The sequence below is a fragment of the Pseudomonas sp. NPDC087817 genome (assembly GCF_044742875.1).
In the GTDB taxonomy this organism is placed as follows: Bacteria; Pseudomonadota; Gammaproteobacteria; order Pseudomonadales; family Pseudomonadaceae; genus Aquipseudomonas.
This window is the reverse complement of record NZ_JBIUVJ010000030.1, coordinates 12485-28803: the sequence shown is the minus strand read 5'-3', so window position 1 is coordinate 28803 and position 16319 is coordinate 12485. Positions and strand designations below refer to the sequence as shown.

Annotated in this window: 17 protein-coding genes and 1 tRNA gene; 14 read left to right on the top strand and 4 right to left on the bottom strand. The window is 58.6% G+C overall.

The window, feature by feature from the left end:
- Positions 1 to 56 precede the first annotated feature (56 nt).
- The 9 genes from ACIONG_RS18740 to ACIONG_RS18700 all read left to right on the top strand — a co-directional run bounded on the left by ACIONG_RS18740 (position 57) and on the right by ACIONG_RS18700 (position 7429).
- Positions 57 to 575, top strand: coding sequence for an ankyrin repeat domain-containing protein (locus tag ACIONG_RS18740; protein WP_103303806.1), 519 nt, complete (start codon positions 57 to 59; stop codon positions 573 to 575).
- A 182-nt stretch (positions 576 to 757) separates the two neighbouring features.
- Positions 758 to 1288 carry a hypothetical protein gene (locus ACIONG_RS18735; RefSeq protein WP_401301821.1) on the top strand — a complete coding sequence of 177 codons (531 nt, stop codon included), beginning with the start codon at positions 758 to 760 and terminating at the stop codon, positions 1286 to 1288.
- A gap of 71 nt (positions 1289 to 1359) precedes the next feature.
- Complete coding sequence (locus ACIONG_RS18730) at positions 1360 to 1551, top strand: PLDc N-terminal domain-containing protein (protein WP_007914053.1); 192 nt, start codon at positions 1360 to 1362, stop codon at positions 1549 to 1551.
- Between the two features lie 238 nt (positions 1552 to 1789).
- Entirely contained in the window at positions 1790 to 2665 is an 876-nt protein-coding gene (gene speE / locus ACIONG_RS18725) for a polyamine aminopropyltransferase (protein WP_103303808.1), read from the top strand.
- A 306-nt stretch (positions 2666 to 2971) separates the two neighbouring features.
- Positions 2972 to 3205, top strand: coding sequence for a hypothetical protein (locus ACIONG_RS18720; protein WP_103303809.1), 234 nt, complete (start codon positions 2972 to 2974; stop codon positions 3203 to 3205).
- A gap of 210 nt (positions 3206 to 3415) precedes the next feature.
- Positions 3416 to 3763, top strand: a complete 348-nt coding sequence (locus ACIONG_RS18715; protein ID WP_103303810.1) for a ribonuclease E inhibitor RraB — start codon at positions 3416 to 3418, stop codon at positions 3761 to 3763.
- A gap of 487 nt (positions 3764 to 4250) precedes the next feature.
- Positions 4251 to 5660: a circularly permuted type 2 ATP-grasp protein gene (locus ACIONG_RS18710; RefSeq protein ID WP_103303811.1), complete on the top strand. Its 1410-nt coding sequence runs from the start codon at positions 4251 to 4253 to the stop codon at positions 5658 to 5660.
- Between the two features lie 12 nt (positions 5661 to 5672).
- Positions 5673 to 6623 (top strand): alpha-E domain-containing protein, encoded by a 951-nt coding sequence (locus ACIONG_RS18705; RefSeq protein WP_103303812.1) that lies wholly within the window; start codon positions 5673 to 5675, stop codon positions 6621 to 6623.
- Positions 6620 to 7429, top strand: a complete 810-nt coding sequence (locus tag ACIONG_RS18700) for a transglutaminase N-terminal domain-containing protein (RefSeq protein WP_401301816.1) — start codon at positions 6620 to 6622, stop codon at positions 7427 to 7429. The genes ACIONG_RS18705 and ACIONG_RS18700 overlap by 4 nt, the downstream gene beginning before the upstream one ends.
- 106 nt (positions 7430 to 7535) lie before the next feature.
- Here the strand turns inward: ACIONG_RS18700 and ACIONG_RS18695 are convergent, their stop codons facing one another.
- Positions 7536 to 8357: a c-type cytochrome gene (locus ACIONG_RS18695; protein WP_401301869.1), complete on the bottom strand. Its 822-nt coding sequence runs from the start codon at positions 8355 to 8357 to the stop codon at positions 7536 to 7538.
- A gap of 586 nt (positions 8358 to 8943) precedes the next feature.
- On the opposite strand from ACIONG_RS18695, the gene ACIONG_RS18690 reads away from it, so the two are divergent.
- The 3 genes from ACIONG_RS18690 to ACIONG_RS18680 all read left to right on the top strand — a co-directional run bounded on the left by ACIONG_RS18690 (position 8944) and on the right by ACIONG_RS18680 (position 13142).
- A complete protein-coding gene (locus tag ACIONG_RS18690; protein WP_401301813.1) occupies positions 8944 to 10149 on the top strand; it encodes an acetyl-CoA C-acetyltransferase in 1206 nt (401 codons plus the stop codon).
- A gap of 24 nt (positions 10150 to 10173) precedes the next feature.
- Positions 10174 to 12318, top strand: coding sequence for a 3-hydroxyacyl-CoA dehydrogenase NAD-binding domain-containing protein (locus ACIONG_RS18685; protein WP_401301810.1), 2145 nt, complete (start codon positions 10174 to 10176; stop codon positions 12316 to 12318).
- A gap of 95 nt (positions 12319 to 12413) precedes the next feature.
- Positions 12414 to 13142 carry an amidotransferase gene (locus ACIONG_RS18680; protein ID WP_103303816.1) on the top strand — a complete coding sequence of 243 codons (729 nt, stop codon included), beginning with the start codon at positions 12414 to 12416 and terminating at the stop codon, positions 13140 to 13142.
- A gap of 49 nt (positions 13143 to 13191) precedes the next feature.
- Here ACIONG_RS18680 and ACIONG_RS18675 read toward each other — a convergent pair whose 3' ends face one another.
- From ACIONG_RS18675 to ACIONG_RS18665, 3 genes are all read right to left on the bottom strand, one after another.
- Positions 13192 to 14163, bottom strand: coding sequence for a magnesium and cobalt transport protein CorA (locus ACIONG_RS18675; protein WP_201239405.1), 972 nt, complete (start codon positions 14161 to 14163; stop codon positions 13192 to 13194).
- Between the two features lie 133 nt (positions 14164 to 14296).
- On the bottom strand, positions 14297 to 15019 hold the full coding sequence (locus ACIONG_RS18670; protein ID WP_213028047.1) for a 1-acyl-sn-glycerol-3-phosphate acyltransferase: 723 nt from the start codon (positions 15017 to 15019) through the stop codon (positions 14297 to 14299).
- A gap of 217 nt (positions 15020 to 15236) precedes the next feature.
- Positions 15237 to 15926, bottom strand: a complete 690-nt coding sequence (locus tag ACIONG_RS18665; protein ID WP_401301805.1) for a crotonase/enoyl-CoA hydratase family protein — start codon at positions 15924 to 15926, stop codon at positions 15237 to 15239.
- Between the two features lie 64 nt (positions 15927 to 15990).
- Between ACIONG_RS18665 and ACIONG_RS18660 the strand changes: the two genes are divergently transcribed.
- The gene (locus ACIONG_RS18660; protein WP_213028048.1) at positions 15991 to 16227 is read left to right on the top strand and encodes a hypothetical protein; all 237 of its coding nucleotides are present in this window, start codon (positions 15991 to 15993) and stop codon (positions 16225 to 16227) included.
- A tRNA-Ser gene (locus tag ACIONG_RS18655) sits at positions 16223 to 16312 on the top strand. The genes ACIONG_RS18660 and ACIONG_RS18655 overlap by 5 nt, the downstream gene beginning before the upstream one ends.
- Positions 16313 to 16319 lie beyond the last annotated feature (7 nt).

Sequence of the window (16319 nt, the reverse complement as noted above, 5' to 3'; positions counted from 1 at the left end):
TTAGTTTCGCTCGGGAAACTGTCGGCTTTCCGATTGACCGAAAGTGGAGTTGCCCCATGTCCGACCAAAGCCGCCAGATGACCCCTGAAGAAGCTGCCGAATTCACCGAGCAGGTTTTCAACAAGGCGCGTGACGGTGATGCCGAGATGCTTGATCGCCTGGTCACGGCCGGTTTGCCAGTGAACTTGAAGAACAGCAAGGGCGACACGTTGCTGATGTTGGCCAGCTATTACGGCCATGTGGATGCGGTCCAGGTGCTGCTTAAACACAAGGCCGATCCGGAAATGCGCAACGGCAACGGCCAGAGCCCGATTGCCGGTGCGGCGTTCAAGGGCGACCTGGCAGTGGTCAAGGCGCTGGTCGAGGCGGGTGCCGAGATCGAAGGTTCGTCGTTTGATGGTCGAACCGCGCTGATGATGGCGGCGATGTTCAACCGAGTGGCAATCGTTGATTACCTGATCAGCAAAGGTGCAGATCCAAAGGCCAAGGACGCCAATGGCGTGACGGCATTGGATGCGGCACGGACCATGGGCGCAGTCGACACTACTGCGCAACTGGAAAAACTCCTCGCCTGAAATTGTGATCCCCTGTGGCGAGGGAGCTTGCGCCCGCTCCAGTGCGCAGCGCTGGCAAGCTTTTTTGCGGCCGCTTCGCGCCCCAGCGGGAGCAAGCTCCCTCGCCACAGGTGTCGGGTGTGCTGAAGAATGCGCTATCCTTCGCGCCCTCGAAATTCACCTTCGCCACAGGATCCGCCCTCATGAAAGCCGCACTCGTTGAACTCATCAGCAAAATCAGCTCCGGCTGCATGGGCGAGGACGAGATCCTGAACGTGGCCGACGAAGCCGCACAAGCTTACGCCGATGCCGACGCTTTTCTGACAGCTAACCCGGATATCAACTACGACGACACCTTCCCGATCCCGTTGGGCGAGTGGGTAGTGGTCGGTAGCCTGCCGGAAACCGTGCTGTTCCAGGCTGACACCTACGTCGACCTGTTCGCGCAGATCGTCGCCTCGTTCGGCCCGACCGTCGACTTCAACCTCAAGCCCAAGCAACTGGCCAAGACCGAAGCCCTGACGGCGCTCAACCGCATCCAGGTGCAGATGAGCAGCCTGAACAAGGAAAACGGCGGCTACACGCTGATGAACTTCAGTGAGTTGCTCGACGATGAACTGCAAGTGGTGCTGGTCTATGGCAACGACGTGCCCCGGGTGCTGGAACTCTGCGCCGAAGTCGGCATCGCCGCTGCGCCATCGCTGGAAGCTTTGAAAATTGCCGTTCACGTCTGAGCGCAATAAAAGGGAACCCTGCGCGCGACCGTCTATCCTAAAAGTGCATGCCACTATTCTGGAGCGACACCATGGGTTCCACGTTCAACGGTTTGATCGGCCTGATCATCCTCGCCCTCGACATCTGGGCCATCATCAATGTGCTGAAAAGCGGCGCGACCACCGGGATGAAAATCGTCTGGGTGCTGCTGATCATCCTCCTGCCAGTGCTGGGTCTGATCATCTGGGCGATTGCCGGACCGCGGGGCAACGTCCGAATCTGATCGCGATTTCGAGACTGACCACAAAACCTGTGGGAGCTGGCTTGCCAGCGATAGCATCACCGCGGTGTCACTGAGAGACCGGGGCGACTGCATCGCTGGCAAGCCAGCTTGCACAAGGTTATGTGGTATGCCGATGAAGTGAGGTTCGACCTGTCATCTTCGGCAACGTAGAATGCGCGCCTTTCCCGGGCAATCGTCGTCACGATCGACGCCCGCGCATTCATCGGAGCACTTGACCATGACCGTCACCAAGACCAGCGAGTACCTGGAAACCCTCTACGAAGGCTACGGCCAGCGTTTTCGCATGGAAAAACTGCTGCACGAAGTGCGCACCGAACACCAGCACCTGGTGATTTTCCAGAACCCGCGCATGGGCCGTGTGATGGCGCTGGACGGCGTGATCCAGACCACTGAAGCCGACGAATTCATCTACCACGAAATGCTCACCCACGTACCGATCCTCGCTCACGGCACCGCCAAGCGCGTGCTGATCATCGGTGGCGGCGACGGCGGCATGTTGCGCGAAGTGACCAAGCACGCGGGCGTCGAACACATCACCATGGTCGAGATTGACGGCACTGTGGTCGACATGTGCAAGGAATTCCTGCCGAACCACTCCAAGGGCGCCTACGACGACCCGCGTCTGAACCTGGTAATCGACGACGGCATGCGTTTCGTCGCCACCACCACGGAAAAATTCGACGTGATCATCTCCGACTCCACCGACCCGATCGGCCCGGGTGAGGTGCTGTTCTCGGAAAACTTCTACCAGGCCTGCCACCGTTGCCTGAACGAAGGCGGCATCCTCGTGACGCAGAACGGCACGCCGTTCATGCAGATCGACGAAGTCAAAACCACGGCCGGTCGTCTGCGCAGCCTGTTCCCGGACTGGCACTTCTACCAGGCCGCCGTACCGACCTACATTGGTGGTTCGATGACGTTTGCCTGGGGTTCGACCAATCCGGCCTACCGCAAACTGAGCCGTGAAGTCCTGCAACAGCGCTTCATTGGCAGCGGCATCGTCACTCGCTACTACAACCCGGAAATCCATATCGGCGCGTTCGCGTTGCCGCAGTACGTGCTGCAAGCGATCAACAAACCAAGCAACGACTGATCACACCATTTTCATTTGTGTATGGATCCCCTGTGGTGAGGGGATTTATTCCCGACCGGCTGCGCAGCAGTCGTAAATCCAGCAAGCGCGGTCTGCCTGATCACCGCGTTGGCTGGTTTTGGGGGACGCTTCGCATCCCATCGGGGATAAATCCCCTCGCCACAATGGTTGTGTGCAAAATTCGCGGCGCATCTCCAGGATGATGTTTTTTTCATCTTTGCCCGCTGTAATCCTTTTGAACCAACTTTCGGCGTACCAGTCGATTTAGGTGTAAGCCCATTTGCGGGTTTGATCGAGGAGGCACCGATGCAAAAGTGGAAAGTCACTTTCGTGGATGATCACGGTGAAATTGTCGATGAGGTCTTCGAGCGAGCCGAGTGCCCGAGCGACGATGAGGCCGCGCGACTGATCAAGGAGCGGCTCCTGCCTGTGGCCGCCGAACTGGATCTGAACGATCTGGAAGGGCGCACCGCCGATGCCGGCGTGAAAAACCTGAAAACCCAGAACAGCATCGAAATCCGCAGCATCACTCCAATCTGAAATTCTTCCTGGCACTTGAAGCACCAGGCCTTGGCAGCGGCTCTATCTTGGGGCTACTCTGCAAGCGAGATCAGCGAACGGATCGCTAAGGTCTGGTCTTGTCAGCTACATGCTTGTTTCCCGCGCGCAACCACGTTGCCGTAGTACTTTGGCCAAAGGCCCGGGGCGGGAATACGGAAAGTCTATCCATCTATCCGAGGGGGACGATTCATGAGCACAGCCTATCAAGAAGACATCAGCAGCAATGTTCTGCGCCGCATGAAAGAAGGCGGTTTCGATTTTTCCCGATTCCATCCCATCGAGTTCTACGCCATTTTCCCGGACGAGGAGCGGGCGCGCAGGGCGGCAGGCAAGTTTCGCGGTGAATCCATCAATGCCCAGATCAGCGTGCGCGACGACGGCGCGTGGTCTCTGGAGTTGAGCAAAGTGATGTACGCGACATATGACGATATCGGCGATTTCGAGCAGGGGTTTTCTGCCGTGGTCGAACCGCTGGGCGGCATTATCGAGGGTTGGGGCGTCAAGCAGGAGGTGCGCAATCGCTACCGTCTGAACTGATCTCTTGCAGTAACTATTAAGCAACGGCTGACCTTTGGGTTGGCCGTTGTCGTTTCCGGCGTTCGAAAACCGCTGCGGCAAAACCCTGAAACAAGAATCCGAGGCAAAAAAAAGCCACCGGAGAGGGTGGCTAAAAGGGAAGACCGATAAGGAGAGGAAACCGATCAGGGTTACAGCGGGGCGGGCTGCGACGGCAGTCCAGAGCAGTTGAGCCGGGCACTTCCCGGCGCGGTGGCCGATGAAGTTTTGCAGCGAATGCGCGGATTATCCGCAGCCGTCGCCGAGCAGTGAAATCAACTCTGACTATGCTGGTGATAGGCGATGCAGTGCGTCGCAATGAAGCGGGGGCAATCAGGTTGGGGCATTTGCCGCACAGGAATGGTGCGGTGCCTGCGACGTGAATATCCAACCGATTGAAATCAAAGCGTTTATGCCGATGGCACGGGCCTTGCGAAGGCCTGTAGGTCCGGGTGACAAGGAGTACGGCATGATCCGCACCTATTTTGATGAGATGTACGATGCCGGCGGCCAGGTTCGCCCGCATTACCGGGAGTTCGCCCGATGGCTGGCCGACACGCCTGACGAGCTGCTGGCTCAACGGCGGCGCGAGGCCGATTTGCTGTTCCATCGCGCCGGCATCACGTTCACGCTCTACGGCGATGAGCAGGGCACAGAGCGCCTGATTCCTTTCGACACCATTCCGCGGAGCATTCCCGCCAGTGAGTGGCGGATCGTCGAACGCGGCTGCATCCAGCGGGTCAAGGCGCTGAACATGTTTCTCGCCGACCTTTATCACGAGCAACGCATCATCAAGGCCGGGATCATTCCCGCCGAACAAGTGTTGGCCAACGAGCAATACCAGTTGGCGATGCAAGGCCTGGATCTGCACCGCGACATCTATTCGCACATTTCCGGCGTCGATCTGGTGCGCGATGGTGACGGCACCTATTACGTGCTCGAAGACAACCTGCGCACCCCGAGCGGCGTCAGCTACATGCTCGAAGACCGCAAAATGATGATGCGCCTGTTCCCTGAGCTGTTCGCCGCCCAGCGTATCGCGCCCATCGACCATTACCCGAACCTGTTGCTCGACACACTGAAAAGCTCCAGCCCTATCGACGATCCGAGCGTGGTGGTACTGACGCCGGGACGTTTCAACAGCGCGTTCTTCGAACACGCGTTTCTGGCGCGAGAGATGGGTGTTGAGTTGGTGGAGGGCGCCGATCTGTTCGTGCGAGACGACAAAGTGTTCATGCGCACCACTGACGGCCCGAAAGCGGTGGACGTCATCTATCGCCGTCTCGACGATGCGTTTCTCGATCCGCTGGCCTTCAACCCCGACTCGATGCTCGGCGTACCGGGGCTGCTATCGTCCTACCGCTCCGGCAATGTGGTGTTGGCTAACGCTATCGGTACCGGCGTGGCGGACGATAAGTCGGTGTATCCGTTTGTCACCGACATGATCCGCTTCTACCTCGACGAAGAGCCGATCCTGAAGAACGTGCCGACCTGGCAATGCCGCAACCCGTCTGAACTTTCCCATGTGCTGGCCAATCTTCCAGATCTGGTGGTCAAGGAAACCCAGGGCTCCGGCGGTTACGGGATGCTTGTCGGGCCGGCGGCAACGACGGCGGAAATTGATGCGTTCCGCGAGCGGATCAAAGCCAAGCCGCATGCCTACATCGCGCAACCGACGCTGTCGCTGTCGACCTGTCCGACCTTTGTCGAAAACGGCATTGCGCCGCGCCACATCGACTTGCGCCCGTTCGTATTGTCCGGTCGCGAAACCCGGGTGGTGCCCGGCGGTTTGACCCGTGTCGCCCTGCGCGAAGGCTCCCTGGTGGTGAATTCCTCTCAGGGCGGCGGAACCAAGGACACCTGGGTGGTCGAGGATTGAAGGAAGCTTGCCATGTTAAGTAGAACTGCCTCGGATCTGTATTGGATGTCGCGTTACCTGGAGCGGGCGGAAAACCTCGCACGGATGCTCGACGTCAGTTATTCGCTGTCGCTGATGCCGCAGGACGGTCGCGGCGATGGTCTGCACGAGTTGGCCATGCCGTTGTTGATCACCGGCACCCTCGACGATTACCTGGAGCGCCACGGCGATTTGCACGCCGAACGTCTGCTGCATTTCTTCGCTCTGGATGCGGCCAATCCGGCGAGCATCTACAGCTGCCTCGGCGCGGCGCGGGCCAGTGCTCACGCGGTGCGCGGTCGGATCACCGCGGACATGTGGGAAAACATCAACGCCACGTGGCTGGAGATTCGCGGCATCGCCGAACAGGGGCTGAGTCGCTATGGCATGAGTCGTTTCTGTGAATGGATCAAGGAACGCTCACACCTGTTCCGTGGTGCCTCTTACGGCACGATCATGCGCAACGATGCGTTTCGCTTCATTCGCCTCGGCACCTTTATCGAACGTGCGGACAACACGCTGCGGTTGCTCGATGCCCGTTACGAGATGGCGGGCGATCAGGCCGAAGCGGTCAGCGACGGCACCGCTCATGCGTATTACCAGTGGAGTGCCTTGCTGCGGGCCTTGTCATCATTCGAGGCCTACACCGAGATTTATCGCGATGCGCCCGGCGCCCGACATGTGGCGGAGCTGCTGCTATTGCGCGCCGATGTGCCGCGCTCCTTGCGCGCCTGCACCGAGGAGATCGACCAGATCCTAGCGCAGCTGCCGGGGGCCAACGGTCGGCCGGCACAGCGACTGGCGGCAGAAATGGACGCACGCCTGCGCTACACCGGCATTCACGAAATTCTCGAAGAAGGCCTGCACGCCTGGCTCACCGAATTCATCCCGCTGGTGCGCCAGTTGGGCAACGCCATTCACAGTTCATACCTGGAGGCTGCATGAGACTTTCCATAAGCCACGAGACCACCTATCACTATGAAGATCAGGTGCGGGCGAGCATCCAGTATCTGCGACTGACACCTCACGACAGCGAGCGTCAGCATGTGCTGAGCTGGCAGCTCGACCTGCCGCGCCCGGTGCGTGCGCAACTCGATCCGTTCGGCAACATCCTGCATGTGCTGACCATGGATGAACCGCATGAAGAGATCATCATTGGCGCCCGGGGGCAGGTCGATATCGACGAGTTGCGCGAGGCCGAGCATGAGAGTCAGTCGGCGCTGCCGTTCCTGCGTTTCACCCGGCTGACCGAAGCAGACGAAGCTCTGCGCGCGTTTGCGGCGAAATCCTGCAAGCAACGGCGTGACCGCACGGCGCTGATCGATTTGATGCACGGCTTGAATCAACACATGACCTACACGCCGGGCTCGACCGAAGTCGACACCAGCGCGGCTAAGGCTTTTGCCGGACGCTCGGGTGTTTGCCAGGACCACGCCCACGCGTTTCTGGCCTGCGCGCGCAGTCTGGGGATTCCATCGCGTTATGTGTCGGGGTATCTGTACAGCGAAGATTGCGAACATCTGGCTAGCCATGCCTGGGCGGAAGCGTGGCTGGATGACGCCTGGTACAGCTTTGACGTGACCAATGAACTGGCGCGGCCGGAACGGCATTTGAAACTGGCGGTGGGTCTGGATTATCTCGACGCCTGCCCGGTACGCGGCATGCGCCGGGGCGGCGGGTGTGAGCAGATGCATGCAAAGGTGTTCGTTTCGCCGACACCTGCGCCGGTCATCTCCGTGCAGCAGCAATAGGACGCCGCAATCGCTGGCAAGCCAGCTCCCACAGATCACCGCTGATTCAAGGTCGGCGCTTACCCTGTGGAAGCTGGCTTGCCAGCGATGAGGCCAGTGATAACGATCAGGGATTAAACTTACGCCCGGCCATGTGTTTCAAATAACCCACTAACATCTGCAGATCCCGATCCGGCAACACCTGCGCCGAAAAGCCCGGCATTTTCGCCTGCGGCCACTGCCGCAAACTCTGCGGGTCACGAATGTAACGCTTGAGGAAATCAGCGCCGAAATACTCGGTCGGGTTATACGGAATATTCAGATCCGGCCCGAATTGCGCATCTCCCGCGCCATTCAATCGATGACACGCCAGGCAGTTTTTCTGAAACAACGCGAATCCCAGATTCACCGGGTCATCAGCCTTTAACGCCGGATCGGGCAGCAGAGCAGGGAAGCGCTCGGCCACTGGTGCCATGCGCTTGATGCTGGCGACTTCGAACGGCCACTGCTCCGGGCTGATCTTGCCGATCTGTGGATCGGTCCACACCAGATAAAACGGCCCGGCGCTGTGTTTGCCTTCCGACAGCGGCGGCCATGGCCTGGCCGGATCTTCAATCGCCAGCCACGCACGCGAGCCTTGGGTGTTGAGCAGCGGCGCAGCACTCAATTCGGCGGCGAAACCATCCAGCGCCACGGCCTGCAGATGATCTTCGGGATTGACTCCATCCAGTAACGCCGCCAGCGGCACGGCGCGATAAGTCATGTCCTTCTTGTAGGACACGTCGTTCTTGATCGTGAGGGTTTGCACCTGAGGATGCTTGAGCAGCTCCTCGGTCTGCCAGGTGCGACTCTTTGCGCCCAACTGCAAATCCAGCTGCGCGGCAGACAGGGGCATGCTCAGCAGCAAGGCCCCGAATACAATAAGCGCTTTCAAATGATCGCCGTCCATGTCGTGGAAGTGCGCAAAGATTGGCACAGCCATGCTGGCCCGGGTAGCGGGCCAGTTACATTTTCAATGGCGATAAACAGCACCTGCCGCTTGTACTCAGCCGATGACCTTGGTCAGGTTCGGCAAAATCAACAACAGCGTCGTGGCGAAAAGAATGAGTCCTGCTTGACGAACTTTCGGTTGTTTGAACATGGCTTGACCGCCTTTATTGTTATTTCCTGATTCTTGCCTGCATATCCATGACGGCAAGCGCTGCACTTCCTGTTAAAGAACGCCTGCCTCGGCAAAACCCGACGACCATGACGTACATGTTCTACCTTAGGGCCCGCGTCACGCTTGGCTTAGATCCATTTCATATGGAGTCGTTGTCAATCGCGATAAAAAAGGCATGAGGCGTATTGCCAGCTTCTTTGCCGCCCGCTTGCTAGACAACTCGCCGACCTGAACCGGTTCACCCAGCCGCGGATGACCGTCCGTCTGAGCGTGTGCGTCAACAGCATTGAGCACTGTGGTCATTGAATCCATGGCCGCTCAGGCGAAGAGTGGAGTCACAAGAAATCACTCACCGCACAGGTTAGAGGACGTCATGACCCAAGCTTTGATTTTCGATGCATTGCGCACGCCCCGTGGCAAAGGCAAGGCCGATGGCGCCTTGCACAGCGTCAAACCGGTGAATCTGGTTGCCGGCCTGTTGACCGCGCTGCAACAGCGCACCTCGCTGGACACCAGTCAGGTCGATGACGTGGTGCTCGGCTGCGTCACGCCGATTGGCGATCAAGGCTCGGACATTGCCAAGACCGCCGTACAAGTCGCCGATTGGGACGTCAGCGTCGCGGGTGTGCAAATCAACCGGTTCTGCGCCTCGGGTCTGGAAGCGGTGAACCTCGGCGCGATGAAAGTGCGCTCAGGCTTCGAGGATCTTGTGGTGGTCGGCGGTGTCGAGTCGATGTCGCGGGTGCCGATGGGCAGCGACGGCGGCGCCTGGGCACTGGATCCGCAGACCAACCTGCACAGCCACTTCACCCCGCAGGGCGTCGGTGCGGACCTGATCGCCACAATCGAAGGTTTCAGCCGTCAAGATGTCGATGCCTACGCGCTGCACTCGCAGCAGAAAGCGGCGCGGGCGCGGGCCGATGGCTCGTTCAACAGGTCGCTGGTGCCGGTACGGGATCAGAACGGCATCATCCTGCTCGATCACGATGAGTTCATTCGTGCCGAGTCGACGCTGGAAGGTCTGGGCAAGCTCAAACCGAGCTTCGAAATGATCGGCCGGATGGGCTTCGATGCGACGGCGTTGCGGGTTTACAGCCATGTCGAGCGCATCAACCATGTGCACACACCGGGCAACAGTTCCGGCATCGTCGATGGTGCGGCGCTGATGTTGATCGGCTCTGAGGCCAAGGGGCGAGCATTGGGCCTGCAACCGCGGGCGCGCATTGTTGCCACGGCAGTCACCAGTACCGATCCGACGATCATGCTCACCGGTCCGGCGCCGGCTACCCGCAAAGCGCTGGCGAAGGCCGGTCTGCGGGTGGAAGACATCGACCTGTTCGAGGTCAACGAGGCGTTTGCTTCAGTGGTGCTGAAATTCATCAAAGACATGGTGGTCGACCCGGACAAGGTCAACGTCAACGGCGGTTCGATCGCCATGGGTCACCCGCTGGGCGCTACCGGTTGCGCGATCCTCGGCACCTTGCTCGATGAACTGGAAACCCGGCGCCTGCGTTATGGCCTGGCGACGCTGTGCGTCGGCGGCGGCATGGGCATTGCCACCATCATCGAACGTCTCTGAGCCCCGAATTCAAGGAACCTTGTTATGAGCGAAGCCATTCGTTACGAAAAAGGCCAGGACGCCATCGTCGTCCTGACTATCGACATGCCGGGCCAGAGCGCCAATACCATGAACGCCGTGTACCGCGAGGCGATGGCGGCCTGTGTTGCCCGGCTTGTCAGTGAAAGAGACAGCATCGCCGGGGTCATCATTACCTCAGCGAAGAAAACCTTCTTTGCCGGCGGCGACCTGAATGAATTGATCAAGGTCGGCAAGCCCGAGGCCAAGGCCTTCTATGACATGGTGCTGACCCTCAAGGGGCAATTGCGCACTTTGGAAACCCTCGGCAAACCGGTGGTCGCGGCCATTAACGGCGCGGCGTTGGGCGGGGGTTGGGAAATCTGTCTCGCGTGTCATCACCGCGTGGCGCTGGACGATTCGTCAGTGCAACTGGGTCTGCCGGAAGTCACTCTGGGCCTGCTGCCGGGCGGCGGCGGGGTAGTGCGTATGGTGCGCATGCTCGGTATCGAAAAGGCGCTGCCGTATCTGCTCGAAGGCAAAAAGGTCCGTCCGCAACAGGCGTTGCAGGCCGGTTTGATCGACGAGCTGGCGACGGATCGCGATGAGTTACTGGCCAAGGCGCGCGCGTGGATCATTGCCAATCCGACGGCGGTGCAGCGTTGGGACGTGAAAGGCTATCAGATTCCCGGCGGCACACCGTCGAATCCGAAAGTCGCGCAAATGCTCGCGATTGCACCGTCGATCCTGCGCACCAAAACTCAAGGCACGTTGCCTGCGCCAGAGAAAATTCTCTGCGCGGCCGTCGAAGGCGCGCAGGTGGATTTCGACACTGCACACCTGATCGAAACCCGCTACTTCACCGAGTTGACCACCGGGCAGATCTCGAAAAACCTGATTGGTACCTTCTGGTTTCAACTCAACGAGATCAATGCCGGTGGCTCGCGTCCGCAAGGTTTTACGCCGTTCGTCACGCGCAAGGTCGGTGTGCTCGGCGCCGGGATGATGGGCGCCGGAATCGCTTTTGTCAGCGCCTCGGCCGGTATCGAGGTGGTGCTCAAGGACGTCAATCTTGCCGCAGCAGAGAAGGGCAAAGCCCATTCGGCAGCGCTGCTGGACAAGAAAGTGGCGCGCGGTCAGATGGATGCTGCGCAGCGGGAAGCGGTTCTGGCGCGGATCCAGACCAGTGAAAACGATGGCGATCTGGCCGGGTGTGATCTGATCATTGAGGCAGTGTTTGAAGATCGCGAACTGAAAGGCAAAGTCTCGGCAGCCGCGCAGAAAGTCGTCGGCGCTGAGGCTGTCATTGCCTCTAACACTTCGACCTTGCCGATCACCGGTCTGGCGACCGCCGTGCCCGATCAAAGCAAATTCATCGGCCTGCATTTCTTCAGCCCGGTGGAGAAAATGCCGCTGGTGGAGATCATCAAAGGCGCGCAGACCAGCGACGAAACCCTGGCGCGCGGGTTCGATTTCGTCCTGCAAATCAAGAAAACCCCGATCGTGGTCAACGACAGTCGCGGTTTCTTCACCTCACGGGTGTTCGGCACCTTCACCAATGAAGGCATCGCCATGCTCGGCGAAGGAGTGAGCGCGCCGATGATCGAGACCGAAGCGCGCAAGGCCGGGATGCCGGTCGGGCCTCTGGCGATCTCCGACGAAGTTTCCCTCAGCCTGATGAGCCATATCCGCAAGCAAACTGCCAAGGACCTACAGGCAGAAGGGAAACCGCTGATTGAGCACCCGGCGTTCGCCGTGATTGACTTGCTGCTCAACGAATACAAGCGTCCAGGCAAGGCCGCAGGTGGCGGTTTCTACGAATACCCGGTCGGTGGCCAGAAACATTTGTGGCCAGAACTGAAGACCCGTTTTGAGAAGGCCGACGGGCAAATCTCGCCGAAGGACGTGCGCGACCGGTTGCTGTTCGTGCAAGCCATCGAGACCGTGCGTTGCGTGGAGGAGGGCGTACTCACCTCGACGGCGGACGCCAACGTCGGTTCGATCTTCGGCATCGGTTTTGCGGCATGGACCGGTGGGGCATTGCAGTTCATCAACCAGTACGGCGTTAAGGATTTCGTTGCGCGCGCGCAGTATCTGGCGGAGCAATATGGCGAGCGTTTTGCGCCACCTGCGCTGTTGCTGGAAAAAGCGGCGAAAGGAGAGCTGTTCTAGGCGATAGGGAATACATTCCGGGGCTTGCCTTGCCAGGGTGTTTCAAGGCAGGCTCTGGGGTGTTCATTATTCCCATCACGTGTCAGGTATTTTTTATGTCGCTACGCATCTGCATTCTGGAAACCGACATCCTGCGTCCGGAACTGGTCGATCAATATCAGGGTTATGGGCAGATGTTTCAGCGCCTGTTCTCGCAGCAACCGATTGCCGCCGAGTTCACGGTCTACAACGTGATGCAGGGCGAATACCCGAGCGACGAACAGACCTTCGATGCGTACCTGGTCACCGGCAGCAAGGCCGATTCGTTTGGCACTGATCCGTGGATTCAGACCCTCAAGGAATACCTGCTGAACCGTTACGAGCGTGGCGACAAACTGCTTGGCGTATGTTTCGGCCATCAACTGCTGGCGCTATTGCTCGGTGGCAAGAGCGAACGCGCAACCCAGGGTTGGGGCGTCGGTACCCACAACTACAAACTCGCGGCCAAGGCGCCGTGGATGAACCCTGTGCGTGAAGAGCTGACGTTGCTGATCAGCCACCAGGATCAGGTCACTGCGCTACCGGAAAACGCTACGGTCATTGCTTCCAGTGATTTCTGCCCGTTTGCGGCGTATCACATCAATGATCAGGTGCTGTGTTTCCAGGGGCATCCGGAATTCATTCACGATTATTCGCGTGCGCTACTGGACCTGCGTCAGGAAGCACTGGGTTCGCAGATTTACAGCAAAGGCGTCGCCAGCCTGGAGCAGGAGCACCATGGCACCACGGTGGCTGAGTGGATGATGCGTTTTGTGGCGCACAAGCCTGAGGCTAAAGCCGTTTAAAGCCTGATACGGACACTGTGGCGAGGGAGCTTGCTCCCTCGCCACAGGTCTACAACCACCCCGAGCGCTTGAAACTCGCCCACAAACTCACACACCCCACTGTAATAAAGCCCAACACGGCGAAGTATCCGTAATGCCAGCTCAACTCCGGCATGTTCTGGAAGTTCATCCCGTAAATCCCCGCCACCGCCGTCGGAAACGCCAGAATCGCCGCCCACGCGGCAAACTTGCGCTGCACCACGCTCTGCCGTGACGCTTCCAGCAACACACCAATTTCGATGGTCTGGCTGGCAATGTCGGCCAGCGTTGTCAGGTCTTCCATCTGCCGCGTCACATGGATCTGCACATCGCGAAAGTAGGGGCGCATGTTCTTGTCGATGAAGGGAAAGCTGAGCTTCTGTAGCTCTTCGCTGATTTCCACCATCGGCGCTGCGTATCGGCGCAAGCGAACAACATCACGGCGCAAGCCGTGCAGCTTCTGGATGTCGTGTTCGTTCAATGCACTGCACAACACGTTACGTTCAAGCTCATCAATCTCGGCATGAATCGCTTCGCCCACAGGCTGATAGTTCTCGATGACGAAATCGAGCAGCGCATAAAGTACGAAATCTTCCCCATGCTCCAGCAACAGCGGACGCGCCTCACAACGTTGACGGACATGGGCGTAGGACGCCGAGTGGCCGTTGCGCGCGGTAATGATGTAGCCCTTGCCCGCGAAAATGTGGGTTTCGATGAACTGCAGGATCCCGTGTTCGCGGATGGGCGAGTAGGTGACGATAAACAAAGCGTCGCCAAAGGTTTCCAGCTTCGGCCGACTGTGTTTCTCCAAGGCATCTTCGATGGCCAGTTCGTGCAGGTTGAACTGTCGCTGCAGGTTGGCCAGCTCTTGCGCGTTCGGCTCCTCAAGACCGATCCACACAAAGTGGCCGGTTTTCGCGGCCCAGGCGGCGCCTTCATCAAGGGAAATATTGGTGACTTTCTTACCCGCGCTGTACACCGCAGCGGCAACAACTCGACCCATGGTGGTGGTTCACTTCTTCTTGGCAGTGGCAGGGAATACAAGGCTTTAGCTTAGCCGTGTCGCTGCTTGAGAGTCAGTGAAATCTGCACAGTTCAGCGGGCAAAGAAAAACCCGCACAGGGCGGGTTTGTTTTTCACGCGGCTTGCAGTTGTCGATCCATCGATGCGATGCACTCGCGCATCTGTTCGCGGCACTGCTGGATGAGCATGGGCATGTCGTCCATGGTCATTCCGGCGGTAGGAATGGCCGGCAGCGAGCGTATGAGAATTTTCCCGCTGCGCCAGCGATTCAGGCGCATGTGCTTGATATAACTGCTGACACACACCGGAACGATCGGCACCCCGGCGGCAATCGCCATCTGGAACGCGCCTTTCTTGAATGGCAGCAGCTCTTCGCCGAGGTTGCGTGTGCCTTCCGGAAATACCCAGATCGACGTGTCTTCGTTCTGCAAGGTATTCGTCGTGGTGAGCATCGATTGGCGCGCTTTGTGCGCATTCCCACGGTCGATCAACACGTTTCCGGCCAGCCAGAACAGTTGCCCGAACAGCGGCACCCATTTCAGGCTCTTCTTGCCAATGCAGACAGTCCGGCGCGGAACGACGTTACCGAACACGAACAGATCATAGTTGGATTGATGGTTGGCGATGATTACGCAACTGTCGGGCTTGTTCATCAAGCCGCTGACATCGGTCTTCACTCGCAGACGCAGAATGCACATGGCCGGCAATGCGTAGAGGCGCGCGCACAGACGGCTGTTGTCCGGGTTGAATGGGCGGCACACCCCGAGAATCACCCCAAGTACACCCGCCACCATAAAGTGCAGGCCCATCAATAACATACGAAACACGAACAGCATTTTCAGGCCCCACCGGGACAAAAGGTGGCGCAGTGTACGGATGTGCACTGTTTTCGGCAATTGCCGCTATAGAGTCCGGAGATAGCCGATGTTTAAGCGCATGTTTCCGACTGGGTTGTCAGACGCGTCCTAGAGCTATTGAGGTTTTGTAAACCGTGCATGCAAGAAAAAGCCCGACACGACGGTCGGGCTGTTCTTTATGGCGGTAACCGGGTGATTAACCCAAATGTTCCTGATCCTGGATGATCGCGTTATCCAGGGTTTCCAGCAGGGCTTTGCGCACTTTCAGCTTGGTGTTTTTGTGCGCAGTCATGTTGATCTTTTTCAACTGACGCGCAGCAGCGAGGGCGGCGCCTTGCAGTTCCTCGGCGGCAACTACCTTGTCGAGGAAGCCAGCATCCACAGCACTTTGCGGATCGAACATCTCGCCATTGATCACCGAGCGGTGAAACGCCGAGCGACGCAGGCGATCACGGGCCAGCTCGATACCGGCATGGTGCATGGTCATACCGATCTGCACTTCGTTCAGACCAATGCTGAACGGGCCATCGACACCGATGCGGTAATCGGCGGACAACAGAATAAAGGCACCCTTAGCCACGGCATGACCTGGGCAGGCAACGATCACCGGGAAGGGGTGAGAGAGTAAGCGACGAGCCAGCGTCGAGCCGGCGGTCACCAGCGAAACCGCTTCTTTAGGGCCGGCAGTCATGACTTTCAGGTCGTACCCGCCGGACAGAACCCCTGGCTGGCCGGTAATGATCACGATGGCACGATCAGCAACCGCCTGATCCAGCGCCGCGTTGAACGCCGCAATCACGTCCGGGGAAATGGCATTGACCTTGCCGTTACTCAGGGTCAGGGTCGCGATACCGTCTTCGAGGTGGTAGGCAATCAACTCACTCATGACGCTATTCCTTGTAAGAAAGATGGGCAGACGTTACCCACCACCGCAGGCCAGGTAAAGCGCCGTGACTGACCCGCCGGTCACCGATTACCGGCTCAACCGGCGTACCGCGCCGTTCTGCTTCTATATAGAAGGGCCATGCCCACCGAAGATTGGCCGGTTTGCCATGACTCATCGGCGGGGCAAAACGACTTTTTCTCTTAACCGCATGAAAATTCTGAAAAAAAGTTTGCCATCGGAAAAGCTTTCGACTACATTAGCGCGCCTCGACAGACAGAACATGTTTGAAGAGATACGGTGAAGTGTCCGAGTGGCTTAAGGAGCACGCCTGGAAAGTGTGTATACAGGAAACTGTATCGAGAGTTCGAATCTCTCCTTCACCGCCACATTCAG

Bases quoted from the DNA above. Each gene is read 5' to 3' on its own strand.
- ACIONG_RS18710 (WP_103303811.1), top strand. From the start codon at position 4,251: ATGATCCGCACCTATTTTGATGAGATGTACGATGCCGGCGGCCAGGTT.
- ACIONG_RS18670 (WP_213028047.1), bottom strand. From the start codon at position 15,019: ATGCTGTTCGTGTTTCGTATGTTATTGATGGGCCTGCACTTTATGGTG.
- ACIONG_RS18690 (WP_401301813.1), top strand. From the start codon at position 8,944: ATGACCCAAGCTTTGATTTTCGATGCATTGCGCACGCCCCGTGGCAAA.
- ACIONG_RS18700 (WP_401301816.1), top strand. From the start codon at position 6,620: ATGAGACTTTCCATAAGCCACGAGACCACCTATCACTATGAAGATCAG.
- ACIONG_RS18735 (WP_401301821.1), top strand. From the start codon at position 758: ATGAAAGCCGCACTCGTTGAACTCATCAGCAAAATCAGCTCCGGCTGC.
- speE (WP_103303808.1), top strand. From the start codon at position 1,790: ATGACCGTCACCAAGACCAGCGAGTACCTGGAAACCCTCTACGAAGGC.
- ACIONG_RS18675 (WP_201239405.1), bottom strand. From the start codon at position 14,163: ATGGGTCGAGTTGTTGCCGCTGCGGTGTACAGCGCGGGTAAGAAAGTC.
- ACIONG_RS18680 (WP_103303816.1), top strand. From the start codon at position 12,414: ATGTCGCTACGCATCTGCATTCTGGAAACCGACATCCTGCGTCCGGAA.
- ACIONG_RS18720 (WP_103303809.1), top strand. From the start codon at position 2,972: ATGCAAAAGTGGAAAGTCACTTTCGTGGATGATCACGGTGAAATTGTC.
- ACIONG_RS18715 (WP_103303810.1), top strand. From the start codon at position 3,416: ATGAGCACAGCCTATCAAGAAGACATCAGCAGCAATGTTCTGCGCCGC.
- ACIONG_RS18740 (WP_103303806.1), top strand. From the start codon at position 57: ATGTCCGACCAAAGCCGCCAGATGACCCCTGAAGAAGCTGCCGAATTC.
- ACIONG_RS18665 (WP_401301805.1), bottom strand. From the start codon at position 15,926: ATGAGTGAGTTGATTGCCTACCACCTCGAAGACGGTATCGCGACCCTG.
- ACIONG_RS18705 (WP_103303812.1), top strand. From the start codon at position 5,673: ATGTTAAGTAGAACTGCCTCGGATCTGTATTGGATGTCGCGTTACCTG.
- ACIONG_RS18695 (WP_401301869.1), bottom strand. From the start codon at position 8,357: ATGGACGGCGATCATTTGAAAGCGCTTATTGTATTCGGGGCCTTGCTG.
- ACIONG_RS18685 (WP_401301810.1), top strand. From the start codon at position 10,174: ATGAGCGAAGCCATTCGTTACGAAAAAGGCCAGGACGCCATCGTCGTC.
- ACIONG_RS18730 (WP_007914053.1), top strand. From the start codon at position 1,360: ATGGGTTCCACGTTCAACGGTTTGATCGGCCTGATCATCCTCGCCCTC.